The organism is Actinoplanes sp. CA-131856 (assembly GCF_050956135.1).
In the GTDB taxonomy this organism is placed as follows: Bacteria; Actinomycetota; Actinomycetes; order Mycobacteriales; family Micromonosporaceae; genus Actinoplanes.
Genome location: NZ_CP191849.1, coordinates 4,740,001 through 4,752,370, shown reverse-complemented (window position 1 = coordinate 4,752,370; position 12,370 = coordinate 4,740,001). Strand labels below are relative to the sequence as shown.

At 66.7% G+C, this 12,370-nt stretch carries 9 protein-coding genes and 2 rRNA genes; 5 read left to right on the top strand and 6 right to left on the bottom strand.

Annotated features, from left to right (window positions below; all coding sequences use genetic code 11):
- Positions 1-99 precede the first annotated feature (99 nt).
- Positions 100-1,260 carry a phosphodiester glycosidase family protein gene (locus tag ACQP2X_RS21935; protein WP_498699783.1) on the top strand — a complete coding sequence of 387 codons (1,161 nt, stop codon included), beginning with the start codon at positions 100-102 and terminating at the stop codon, positions 1,258-1,260.
- A gap of 69 nt (positions 1,261-1,329) precedes the next feature.
- Positions 1,330-2,775: a GGDEF domain-containing protein gene (locus tag ACQP2X_RS21930; RefSeq protein ID WP_498699780.1), complete on the top strand. Its 1,446-nt coding sequence runs from the start codon at positions 1,330-1,332 to the stop codon at positions 2,773-2,775.
- Between the two features lie 9 nt (positions 2,776-2,784).
- On the opposite strand, the gene ACQP2X_RS21925 is transcribed toward ACQP2X_RS21930, so the two are convergent.
- Positions 2,785-3,567, bottom strand: coding sequence for an IclR family transcriptional regulator (locus ACQP2X_RS21925; RefSeq protein ID WP_498699778.1), 783 nt, complete (start codon positions 3,565-3,567; stop codon positions 2,785-2,787).
- A gap of 169 nt (positions 3,568-3,736) precedes the next feature.
- Here ACQP2X_RS21925 and ACQP2X_RS21920 point away from each other — a divergent pair, with 169 nt between their 5' ends.
- A complete protein-coding gene (locus tag ACQP2X_RS21920) occupies positions 3,737-4,099 on the top strand; it encodes a VOC family protein (RefSeq protein ID WP_498699776.1) in 363 nt (120 codons plus the stop codon).
- Here ACQP2X_RS21920 and ACQP2X_RS21915 read toward each other — a convergent pair whose 3' ends face one another.
- The 3 genes from ACQP2X_RS21915 to ACQP2X_RS21905 are packed head-to-tail and all read right to left on the bottom strand — an operon-like array spanning position 4,100 to position 6,997.
- Positions 4,100-4,675 (bottom strand): carboxymuconolactone decarboxylase family protein, encoded by a 576-nt coding sequence (locus ACQP2X_RS21915; protein ID WP_498699774.1) that lies wholly within the window; start codon positions 4,673-4,675, stop codon positions 4,100-4,102.
- Between the two features lie 10 nt (positions 4,676-4,685).
- Positions 4,686-6,593, bottom strand: coding sequence for a DUF6461 domain-containing protein (locus ACQP2X_RS21910; protein ID WP_498699771.1), 1,908 nt, complete (start codon positions 6,591-6,593; stop codon positions 4,686-4,688).
- Positions 6,594-6,640: 47 nt separating this feature from the next.
- Entirely contained in the window at positions 6,641-6,997 is a 357-nt protein-coding gene (locus tag ACQP2X_RS21905) for a DUF6220 domain-containing protein (protein WP_498699769.1), read from the bottom strand.
- 61 nt (positions 6,998-7,058) lie between these two features.
- On the opposite strand from ACQP2X_RS21905, the gene sigJ reads away from it, so the two are divergent.
- Both sigJ and ACQP2X_RS21895 read left to right on the top strand, forming a co-directional pair.
- Positions 7,059-7,913 (top strand): RNA polymerase sigma factor SigJ, encoded by an 855-nt coding sequence (sigJ, locus tag ACQP2X_RS21900; protein ID WP_498699766.1) that lies wholly within the window; start codon positions 7,059-7,061, stop codon positions 7,911-7,913.
- Between the two features lie 18 nt (positions 7,914-7,931).
- On the top strand, positions 7,932-8,873 hold the full coding sequence (locus ACQP2X_RS21895) for a cyclase family protein (RefSeq protein WP_498699762.1): 942 nt from the start codon (positions 7,932-7,934) through the stop codon (positions 8,871-8,873).
- 60 nt (positions 8,874-8,933) lie between these two features.
- Here ACQP2X_RS21895 and rrf read toward each other — a convergent pair.
- Both rrf and ACQP2X_RS21885 read right to left on the bottom strand, forming a co-directional pair.
- A 5S ribosomal RNA gene (rrf, locus tag ACQP2X_RS21890) occupies positions 8,934-9,050 on the bottom strand.
- A gap of 96 nt (positions 9,051-9,146) precedes the next feature.
- Positions 9,147-12,258: ribosomal RNA gene (locus ACQP2X_RS21885) — 23S ribosomal RNA — on the bottom strand.
- Positions 12,259-12,370 lie beyond the last annotated feature (112 nt).

The window sequence follows — 12,370 nt, the reverse complement described above, 5'->3', positions numbered from 1 at the left end:
CGCTTGCGGCGCGCTTGCCGTCCGCTTGCCGGTGACCGGACATTAGGCCTTAATGGGTTGGTCAGGTAGATGTCGGGTCCGGCGCCCAGGATATCGATCATGATTCATCACCTGGTCGCGGGTGTGATGCTGGCGTCGCTGACGCCCGCCCACCCCGCCCCCGCCGCTGGTCCGCTCCCGCTCGGCGACGCCGGGCTGACCGAGACGCGCACCGTGCAGACGCTGGAGCGCGGCGTCACGCTGACGCGGATCGTGCGCGGTACCGAGCCGGCACCCTCCGGCGAGATCAACACGACCACGAAAGGCCCGTGGCGGGTCAACGTGCTGACCATCGACCCCGATCGGGCGCGCGGGCACCTCAAGGCGACGTACGGCGCCGATCTGTCCCGCACCGAGACGGTCAGCGAGCTGGCCAAGGACGCTGTCGCGGGCGTCAACGCGTCGTTCTTCACCTTCACGGCCAGCCAGCTCTACCCGGGAACGCCGGTCGGGCTGGGCGTCTACCAGGGCCGGCTGCTCAGCGAGCCGACCACCGACGTGGCCGAGGCCGACCTGGTCATCGACTCGCGGCGCAACACGATGGCGGTGGGCAAACTGTCGTACGAGGGAACGGTCTTGAACCCCCGAACCAAGGCGTCGCTGCCGATCGCGCAGATCAACGACCCGTCGGCGGCCGTCGCCGAGTTCACGCCGGAGTTCGGGGCCCAGACGCCCGCCGGCGCCGGAACTGAGGTCGTCCTCGACAAGCGCGGCTGCGTCGTGCGCGTCGCCACCACGCGGGGAACCGCCCTGGCCAAGGGCCAGACGTCGCTCCAGGCCTCCGGCGAGCAGGCGACCGCACTGACCGCCCTGGCCAGCGGCTGCCTGAGTGTGAAGCACCGGGTGACCGACGCCGCCGGGCGCCGGGTGGCGATCGAGCCGGGCACGTACGCGGTGAACGGCCGTTACCGCCTCGTCGAGAAGGGCGCCATCGTGGTGCCGGACGGCACGGGCAGCTTCTTCGACCGCAACCCGCGCACCATCGCCGGCACCGACCGGCACGGCGACCTCGTGCTGGCGACCATCGACGGCCGCATGACCACCAGCGTGGGCACGACCATGGACGAGACGGCCGAGGTGGCCAAGGCGCTCGGACTGCGCGACGCCGTCAACCTCGACGGCGGCGGCTCGACCACCATGGTCGCCGGCGGCGCCGTGGTGAACACCCCGAGCGGCGGCGCGCAGCGCCCGGTCGGTGACGCGCTGGTCTGGGACAACTGACGATCCTCAAGTCGGCTCCGCCACTACCGATGCTGGGCAGGTCGGTGGTGGCGGATCCGTGAGGGGACCATGAGGAACTGGAAGGCCGCGTACCTGTGCCTGGGTCTCCTTTATGCGGTCGTGCTCGCGTTGTCGGTGAGCGCGCTGTTCAACGGATATCGGCACTACGACCAGGTGGCCGAGGTCGCCCGGAGCGTCTTCGGCCTGATCGGGCTGGCCGCGGCCGTCCAGGCCTCCCGCAAGGCGGGGCCCGCGTGGCGGGCGGTGGCGCTGAGCTTCCTGGTGCTGGTGGTCTCGCCCGTGTTCGCCCTCGCCGGCACGACGATGGTGGACGACGTGACGCATGTGGCGTTCGTCGTCGCGCTGCTGCTGGCCCTGCAACTGTTCCCGCTGCCGGCCACCTCGCGCCGTGAGCGGTGGAAGACCGCGCTCGACGCGTCGGTCGTGCTGGTCGGCGGCTGCATGCTGCTGTGGTACTTCTCGTTCGGCTTGTACATCTCGCAGCACGGGTTCTCGGGCAGCGTGATCCTGCCGGCCGCCGTCTATCCGATCGCCGACCTGGCCCTGCTGTTCAGCGTGGCGCGGGTGCTGCTGCGCGGCACCCTCGGCTCCACGCCGCGGGCGCTGCGCATGCTGACCGCGGGCGCGCTCGTGCTCTTCGCGGGCGACGCCGTGCACGGCTATCTGCGCAGCCACGAGCTGGTCGACACGAATTCGCCGTGGCAGTTCATCTGCTGGCTGACCGCGGACGCCCTGCTGGCCGCGGCCGCGGTGGAGCAGTGCCGGGGCCACCACGAGCGGCGGGAGTCCCGGCGCCGGTTCCCGGCGGCGCGCTTCATGCCGTTCGCCGCGATCGCCGTGGCCAACGGCCTGATGCTCACGGCCGCGATCCGCTCGGGTTCGCTGTGGCCGTGGGGCGGCCTGGCCCTGGGCGGCACGGTCATCAGCGTGATCGTGCTGGCCCGCCAGACGCTGGTGCAGCAGGAGAGCGACGAGCGGGCGGTCACCGACGGCCTGACCGGCCTGGCCAACCGTGTCCCGTTCCGCGCCACCTCGAACCGGACGCTGGAACGCGACGCCCGAAACGGCAAGCACAGCGCGGTCATGGTCATCGACCTCAACGGCTTCAAGGGCATCAACGACACGCTGGGCCACAAGTCCGGCGACCTCGTGCTGGTCGAGTTCGCCCGGGTCCTGCGCGAGAGCGTGCCCGGCTGGGGCCTGCCGTGCCGGCTCGGCGGCGACGAGTTCTCCGTGGTGCTGCCCGGCCTGGACTTCCCGGAGCAGGCGTACGACGTGGCCGGCCGCATCGCCTCGTCGCTGGCCCCGGTCGTGGTCGACGGCAAGCTGATCCCGTTGCGGGCCAGCATCGGCATCGCGGTGTCGGCGCCGGGCGAGCTCACCCACGACATCATCGTGCACCGGGCCGACCTGGCCATGTACCGGGCCAAGGCGCTGGGCCCGCAGACCCGGTGGGCGGTCTGGCAGGAGTCGTTCGAGCAGGCGGCGGCCTGAGGATCGCCGTCAGGCGACGTAGCCGAGCTGGCCGGAGACGCGCGCCGCGGAAGCTCCCAGGTCAGCGATCAGCGCTTTGCTCGCCTCGGGCTTGAAGCGCATCGCCGGACCGGCCACGCTGATCACGGCGACCAGGCGTCCGTCGTGGTCGAAGATCGGGTACGCGATCGAGGCGGCGCCGGCCTGGCGCTCACCGAGCGAGGTCGTGTAGCCCTTCTTGGCCGCGGCGTTCAGGTCCTTGCGGAGTTTCGCCACGTCGACGATGGTCTTCTCGGTGACCCGCTCCAGGGTGTGCCGGCTCAGGTAGGTCTCCCGGTCGGCGCTCGGCACGAAGGCCAGGAACGCCTTGGAGGACGCGCCGGCGTGCAGCGGGAACGGGATGCCCAGGGTGACCTCGAGGCGCAGTTCCTGGTCGGGCACGACCTGGTCGACGTACAGCCGGGTGTCACCGCGGCGCAGCGACAGGGTGGCCGTCTCCTTGTATTTCTCCGAGAGATATTTCAGCTCGGGCGCGGCCATGGCCCGGACGTCCGTGCGGGCCAGATAGGCCCGGCCCAGCGCCACCGCGGCGTGCCCGAGCGCGTAGCGCCGGGTGGACGGGTCGAGGGTGATCAGCTCGCGGCTGCGCAGGGCGGTCAGGATGCGGTGCACCGCGGCCTTGGTCAGGCCCAGCGCGCCCGCGATCTCGGTGACGCCCAGGTCGGGCGCGTCGACCCGGCCGAAGTAGAGCAGAACGTCCATCGCCCGTTCGACCGCCGCGACCGAGCGCGACTGGCTCTCTTCCTCCACCATCGGCGCTGACGGCACTGCTCCCACGGCTGTAACTCCTCAGTGACGGAACAGGAACAAGCCTCTGCGAGCCTATCCCATCCGTTTCCCGATGCGAAATGGCGTTGACAGCGCTCCGAGTCGCGGCCGCCGACCGGGGCTGAATGTCGTACCCCTCGCCTACGGTGTGCCCATGGACTGGAAAATCGAGCTCGTCCCCGTACCGGTGACCGACGTCGACCGGGCCAAGGAATTCTACGTGCGGATCGGCTTCAACGCCGATCATGACCAGCGGGTCACCGAGGGCCTGCGCTTCGTCCAGCTGACCCCGCCCGGCTCGGCCTGCTCGATCTGCCTGGGCGAGGGCATCACCGACAAGACCCCCGGCTCCCAGGAGATCCAGATCGTGGTCCCCGACGCCGATGCGGCCCACAAACACCTGGTCCAAGTGGGCGTCGAGTGCACCGAGGTCGATCCCCAGCCGTGGGGCCGCTTCGTGCACTTCAAAGATCCCGACGGCAACAGCTGGGCGCTGCAGGAGCTACCACCGCGCTGATCAGCGCAGATAACCACCCGCGGCCAGCATGCCGGCGTGCCGCTCGTAGTGCGCCGGCTCCGCCGGCGTCAGCGTGCCCAGCCCATCTACATAACGGTTGAACATGCAGAACGCCGCCGCGATCAAGACCGTGTCGTGCACCATCCGATCATCGGCCCCCGCCGCCTTGGCCCGCTCGACGTCGCCGCGGCCAACCTCCCGGCCGCCGATCCGCACCTTGTCCGCCAGCGCCAGCAGAGCCTCCATCAGCCCCTCACCGCCGGCGCCGCGCGTTTCGGCGCCCGCGACGACGCCATTGGGACTGTCGGCACGGGCGCTGTCGACACCGGCGCTGTCGGTACGGGCCTTGTCGGCTGCGGTCAGATGGCGGGCGACGGCACCGTGGGTCTCGGCGCAGAAGTCGCAGTCGTTGCGGCGGGAGACGTGGGCGGCGATCGTCTCCCGCTGGGCCGGGGTCAGCGGGGACGGGCCCCGCAGCAGGGCCTCGGCCAGGCCGTTGAGCGCTTCGGCGGTGCCCGGGAAGGCGGCCAGCAGGCCGACGATGCCCGGAAGCGGTGGCAGTTCGATGTGCGGCACGCGATCACCCTCATCCATTGATGCGATATCCCAAGCCGGCCGCGAACATGCGCGTCACGTCGGCGGCGGCGATGCCACGGCCGGTGAAGCGTTCGACCGCGGCCAGGCCCTTCTCCTTGCGGTAGCCCCGCTCGGCGAAGTCGATGCCGTTCAGGGCCTCGGCCGCCGCGGTCGGGATCTCCTCCCCGCCCCACGGCTCGAACGAGGCCAGCAGGTCGCCGTGCTCGGCGAACGACAGGCGGGTCAGGGAGTTGACGTTCCAGAACATGCTCGCGGCCCGGCCGCCGGCCGACGCGGCGGCCAGCACGCCCGGGTTCGCCCCTCGATAGCCGTTGTCCTCGACCAGGATGACGGCGTCGCCGGCGTCGAGCGCGATCACCCACGGGTCGATCGCCCCGCGCAGCGAGAGGTCACGCACTATGGCGTCGATCGGCACCGGCTGTTCCGGGTCGGCTCCGAACGCCCGCAACGCCTCCTCCACCGTCGCCCCGGTCACGACGGTGATCGTGGCCGCCACGCTCAGCCGGCTGCGGCGCACCCAGCGATAGGCGTGTTCCGGCCGGGCCGCCCGCTCCGGAACCGTCTCCCCGCGCAGCCGATATCCGAGCTGATCGACGCGCTTGTGCGCGACCTCCGGCCCCGGCGGCCCGGCCCAGACCACCAGCTTGTACCGTTCGAACTCGCTGTCCCCACTGTCCCGGTCGACAGCGTGGACCCGCACCCGGTAGTCACCCGGCCAGGGTGGCGTCAGCCCCCGCAACCGTCCACCGACCGCCCCGTCGGGAGAGACGACCGACGCCCGCCCTTCGACCGCCCGCCAGCTGAGCTCGACGACTTCCTCCCATCCGTCCTCCACCTCGCCCGGCTCCTCGCCCAGCACAGCCATCTCGACGCGAACATGCCCGTCGCCCACCCCCGCGCGCACGACCACACCCCCGTCCACCACCACAGCCAGCCCGTTCGCGGAGAAGTCCGCGGCCGGGGCGAACACTGCGCCGACCGGCTCGTCACCACCGGCGGCAGGGGTGAGCCAGCCGTCCGGCGGCCCACCTCTCACCGGCCCGTCACCGCGACCCGAGGCCGTGCCGTCAACGGAACCCCGTGCACCGGGGAACGCTCCTTCGAGCAGGCCGAAGCGGTGGTCGGCCACCGTCACCGAGCCGGACGCATGGCGAGGTAGCAGGTATTCGGATCGGATCTTCGCGAGCAGCGCCGCGGCGTACGAGGGCGGCATCGGAATCTCTCGCAGCAGCCGGACCGCCGCCGCCAGGCCGAGCCCGACGATGGCCGCGGTCCTTGGCACGATCACCGGCGGGTCGGCCTGCTCGACCACGACGCCGGCCACCGCGACCGCGAGCCCGATGTGCCCAGCCCCGTGCCTGGCCGCGATGGCAACCTCGGACTGCGCCGCCTCCTCGGCCCAGCCCTTCGATCCGGGCGCGGGCCGGTCGAGCGCGACCGGGTCGGCCTCGAGAACGGGCGCGATCGCCGGATGGGTCCTGAGGCTCCGGGCCAGCGACGCCACGCGTGCGGCCAGGCCGGGGCGCAGACGCTCCAGCAGGACGGCCGCGCTCACCGCCTCGCCGTCGGCGCCGAAGGACGCGACGAAGGCGAACCGGGTCTCCGATGGTGTCGGAAGGCCCGCGAGCACGGTGACGCCGACAGTCCAGTCAAGGCGGCCGATCGCGCGTTCGAGGGCGCCGAGGAGGCGTTCCGGCGGGAGCGGGCCGAGGACCCGCACATCGCTCAGGAACTCGGGCTCGCTGTGATGCCGTGGACGCGGCGGCTGGGAAGTCTCCTCGGACGGCACGGCCAGGCGGCCCAGCAGTTCGGCGGGCGGCACCGGGACGCGCTCGATCAGCACGGGCATGAGACGGGCCACGAAGGCCGCCAGGTCGGTCATCGCTGGGTCATCCATCGAGGACCGACGCTATCGGAGATCGGCCGGGCCCGTTGCCCCACGGTCTACGGGGCCGGCACGCTGCTCCGCTCGTGCTGAGCCTTGCACAGCCACGCCGATGCGGCGAGGATCGCCAGCCCGTTGAGCCCGTGCAGGGCGGTCCACAGCCCACCCACCTCGGCGATCACCACCTGCAGCGAGTCGAGAACGACGACCAGCACCGACGTCCAGACCAGCCGCGCCGGCAGGTGCCCCGCCGCGGCCACGATCGCCATGACCAGCGGCACGAAGAAGATGACGTACCCCATCGCATGATGCAGCCGGTAGGAACTCGCGTGGAAACCGCCGGTCGTGGCGAACACGAACTGGGCGACGACGATCAGCAGGAGCGCCGCTGCCAGGAAAGTGAAAGTCTTCCGCATGCCCACCTCGACGACACAGCCCACGAGAATGTGCCGCGGCCGTCAGGTAGACATGACGACCATGAGCGCGATCACCGACGAGCGCCGCCAGCTGCTCGGCCTGACCTACCGCATGACCGGCTCCCTGGCGGACGCCGAGGACGCGGTCCAGGAGACGTACGCCCGGTGGTACGCGCTCGCCCGCCCCCAGCAGGACGCCATCGAGAATCCCGCGGCGTGGCTGACCACTGTGGCCACCCGCATCTGCCTGGACCTGCTCGGCTCGGCCCGCTCCCGCCGGGAGCGTTACGTGGGCTCGTGGATCCCCGAGCCGATTCCCGCCGACGTCGCCGACCTGTCCGACCGGGTCACCCTGCACGAGTCACTCAGCATGGCCTTCCTGATCGTCATGGACGCCATGACACCGGCCGAGCGCGTGGCCTTCATCCTGCACGACGTCTTCGGCTACCCCTTCGCCGAGGTCGCGACGATGATCGGCCGCACACCGGTGGCCTGCCGGAAACTGGCGTCCTCGGCCCGCCGCCGCGTCCACGAGTCCCGTCCGTCCCGCACGCCGCCGGCCGGCCAGGCCCCAGTGGTCCGCGAATTCAAGCGGGCGTGGGAGGCGAAGGACATCGCCGCCCTGGTGGCGCTCCTGGACCCGGCCGTCACCGTGACGGCCGACGGCGGAGGCCAGGTCAGCGCCGTCCAGCACCCGCTCCAGGGCCGGGAGCAGATCTCCCAGTACGCCGCCACGTTGTTCCGCATCATGCCGAACATGGACATCGTCGAACGCACGGTGAACGGCCGCCCCGGCCTCGTGATCCGGCAGGCCGGCGCCACGGCAACGGTCATGGCGTTCGAGGTGGCGCACGACCGGATCACTCACATCTGGGCCGTGCGCAACCCCGACAAGCTCCGGGCCTGGACCGACTAGCTGCCGTACGCTGCCCGGATGGTTCCCACACAGGACGAGGTGCTCGGCTATTTCACCAGCCTGTCGAACTGGGGCCGGTGGGGCGACGACGACCAGCGCGGCACGCTGAATCTCATAACCGACGACGTACGCCTGGCCGCCGCCCGCTCGGTGAAACATGGCAGCAGCGTGTCGTGCGCCTGGGAGCTGACCGCCCCCGGCGACATGGAACGCTCGACGACAACAGTCCCCCGCGCCGTGGACATGCCAGGTGCCGAATACATGCCACCGTTGTTCCACAACGACAACCGCTGGGGCTTCACCAACGAGCGGCTGGCCTTCGCCTATCACGGCAACACCCTGACCCACCTGGACGCGCCATGCCATCTGTCCTGGGACGGCAAGCTCTACAACAACCGTCCCGCCACCAAGACGAACACCGAGACAGGCGCGTCATGGGCAGCGGTGACGGAGGCAGCGCCGGGCATCACCACACGGGGCGTCCTGCTGGACATCGCCAAGGCCCGCAACGTCCCGTGGCTGGAACCAGGAGAGGCTGTCCATCCCGCTGACCTGGAACAGGCCGAGCAAGACCAGGACATAGAGGTACGCCCGGGCGACGCGGTGCTTCTACGAACAGGAAACGGCCGCGCTCGCCGCGAAGCCTCAATCGACAGCCGCGGCATCATCCAGTCGGGTTGGCACGCGTCCTGCCTGCCATGGCTACACGAACGAGGCGTGGCCCTGATCGGCGCCGACACACCCCAGGACGTGCAGCCGTCAGGTTACGAGAACATCCTGATGCCGGTCCACGCCGTAGCCCTGGTAGCAATGGGCCTGTGGCTCCTCGACAATTGCGACCTGGAAGCATGCGCCACAACGGCCGCCGAGCTGGCCCAATGGGATTTCCAGCTCACCATCGCCCCACTCCGCTTGGCCGGCACCTCCGGCAGCCCGGTAAATCCGGTCGCCACTTTCTGACAGGCCCGTATACGACAGTAGGCCCACCCGATCCCGGGTGGGCCTACTGTTTCACGTTGAGTCCGGCGGCGTCCTACTCTCCCACACCCTCCCGAGTGCAGTACCATCGGCGCTGGAGGGCTTAGCTTCCGGGTTCGGAATGAGACCGGGCGTTTCCCCTCCGCTATGACCACCGAAACAACCATCAGCGGAACAAACCAGCAACCCTCACCTGGTGAGGGGTGGTTGTTCGTTTGCTGTGAATCACACAGTGGACGCGCTCATAAGTTTAGGGTGGTTAAGCCCTCGGCCTATTAGTACCGGTCGACTGAACCAGTTACCTGGCTTACATCTCCGGCCTATCAACCCCATCGTCTATAGGGAGCCTTACCCACTCAAGGTGGTGGGATACCTCATCTCGAAGCGAGCTTCCCGCTTAGATGCTTTCAGCGGTTATCCCTTCCGAACGTAGCCAACCAGCCGTGCCCCTGGCGGGACAACTGGCACACCAGAGGTTCGTCCGTCCCGGTCCTCTCGTACTAGGGACAGCCCTTCTCAAGTATCCAACGCGCACGGCGGATAGGGACCGAACTGTCTCACGACGTTCTAAACCCAGCTCGCGTACCGCTTTAATGGGCGAACAGCCCAACCCTTGGGACCTGCTACAGCCCCAGGATGCGACGAGCCGACATCGAGGTGCCAAACCATCCCGTCGATATGGACTCTTGGGGAAGATCAGCCTGTTATCCCCGGGGTACCTTTTATCCGTTGAGCGACACCGCTTCCACACGCAAGTGCCGGATCACTAGTCCCGACTTTCGTCCCTGCTCGACCCGTCAGTCTCACAGTCAAGCTCCCTTGTGCACTTACACTCAACACCTGATTGCCAACCAGGCTGAGGGAACCTTTGGGCGCCTCCGTTACCCTTTAGGAGGCAACCGCCCCAGTTAAACTACCCACCAGACACTGTCCCTCGACCCGATCAGGGCCGCAAGTTAGATACCCAAACCCAACAGAGTGGTATTTCAAGATTGCCTCCACCCGAACTGGCGTCCAAGCTTCACCGGCTCCCACCTATCCTACACAATTAAATTCGGATACCAATGTCAAGCTATAGTAAAGGTCCCGGGGTCTTTCCGTCCTGCCGCGCGTAACGAGCATCTTTACTCGTACTGCAATTTCGCCGGGCCTGTGGTTGAGACAGTGGGGAAGTCGTTACGCCATTCGTGCAGGTCGGAACTTACCCGACAAGGAATTTCGCTACCTTAGGATGGTTATAGTTACCACCGCCGTTTACTGGCGCTTAAGTTCTCCGCTTCGCCCTTACGGGCTAACAGGTCCCCTTAACGTTCCAGCACCGGGCAGGCGTCAGTCCATATACATCGTCTTACGACTTGGCATGGACCTGTGTTTTTAGTAAACAGTCGCTTCCCCCTGCTCTCTGCGGCCATACCACGCTCCACCAGCAAAGGGGCTTCACGCGTCCGGCCCCCCTTCTCCCTAAGTTACGGGGGCAATTTGCCGAGTTCCTTAACCACAGTTCACCCGTCGCCTTAGTATTCTCTACCTGACCACCTGTGTCGGTTTAGGGTACGGGCCGCTCGGAACATCGCTAGAGGCTTTTCTCGGCAGCATAGGATCAATGACTTCACCTGAAACGGCTCGGCATCACGTCTCACCCATCATGTGTCACGGATTTACCTATGACACGGGCTACACGCTTACCCCAGGACAACCACCGCCTGGGATCATCTACCTTCCTGCGTCACCCCATCACTAAACTACTACCCACCAAGATCCCAGCTCGCCTACCATTGATCCGAAGACCGCCGGCACTTGAGGTGGTTAGTACAGTGAGGTTCGTCTTGGGCGTTCCTTCGCGGGTACGGGAATATCAACCCGTTATCCATCGACTACGCCTCTCGGCCTCGCCTTAGGCCCCGACTCACCCAGGGCGGATTAGCCTGGCCCTGGAACCCTTGGTCATCCGGCGGAAGGGGTTCTCACCCTTCATTCGCTACTCATGCCTGCATTCTCACTCGTGCAACCTCCACGGCTGGATCACTCCGCCGCTTCCCTGGTAGCACGACGCTCCCCTACCCATCCACACCACTGCACCCCAAGACGAATCTCAGGGCGGATGTATTGTGTGAATGCCACAGCTTCGGCGGTGTGCTTGAGCCCCGCTACATTGTCGGCGCGGAACCACTTGACCAGTGAGCTATTACGCACTCTTTAAAGGATGGCTGCTTCTAAGCCAACCTCCTGGTTGTCTAAGCGACCCCACATCCTTTTCCACTTAGCACACGCTTAGGGGCCTTAGCTGGTGATCTGGGCTGTTTCCCTCTCGACTACGAAGCTTATCCCCCGCAGTCTCACTGCCGCGCTCTCACTTACCGGCATTCGGAGTTTAGCTGATTTCGGTAAGCTTGTAGGCCCCCTAGACCATCCAGTGCTCTACCTCCGGCAAGAAACACACGACGCTGCACCTAAATGCATTTCGGGGAGAACCAGCTATCACGGAGTTTGATTGGCCTTTCACCCCTAACCACAGGTCATCCCCCAACTTTTCAACGTTGGTGGGTTCGGTCCTCCACGCAGTCTTACCCACGCTTCAACCTGCCCATGGCTAGATCACCCCGCTTCGGGTCTAGAACATGCGACTAAAAACGCCCTCTTCAGACTCGCTTTCGCTACGGCTACCCCACACAGGTTAACCTCGCCACATGCCACTAACTCGCAGGCTCATTCTTCAAAAGGCACGCCATCACCCTTTAACAGGCTCTGACGGATTGTAGGCGAACGGTTTCAGGTACTATTTCACTCCCCTCCCGGGGTACTTTTCACCATTCCCTCACGGTACTCGTCCGCTATCGGTCACCAGGAAGTATTCAGCCTTACCAGGTGGTCCTGGCAGATTCACAGCAGATTCTAGGAGTCCGCTGCTACTCGGGAAATCCACAAAGAGGCCAGAAGCTTTCACGTACGGGACTCTCACCCTCTACGGTTGGCTTTCCCACACCATTCAGTTAGCTACTGGCTTTGTAACTCTTCGAGAAGTGTCAGCATTCTCAAGTGGCTCCCACAACCCCGACAGCGCAACGCCTGACAGCTATCACACGCAATCGGTTTAGGCTCGATCCGCTTTCGCTCGCCACTACTCACGGAATCACATGTTGTTTTCTCTTCCTACGGGTACTGAGATGTTTCACTTCCCCGCGTTCCCCTCACACACCCTATGAATTCAGGTGCGGATGACACGACATGACTCGTGCCAGGTTTCCCCATTCGGACACCCTGGGATCACAGCTAGGTTGACAGCTCCCCCAGGCCTATCGCGGCCTCCCACGTCCTTCATCGGCTCCTGGTGCCAAGGCATCCACCGTTCGCCCTTGACAACTTAACCACAGAAAACAAGATGCTCGCGTCCACTGTGCAATTCTCAACCAACGACCAACCCACAACCCCAACCGCTAGGCACCAGCACCACCACCGTGGCCGGTCTACCTGGCAAGGTC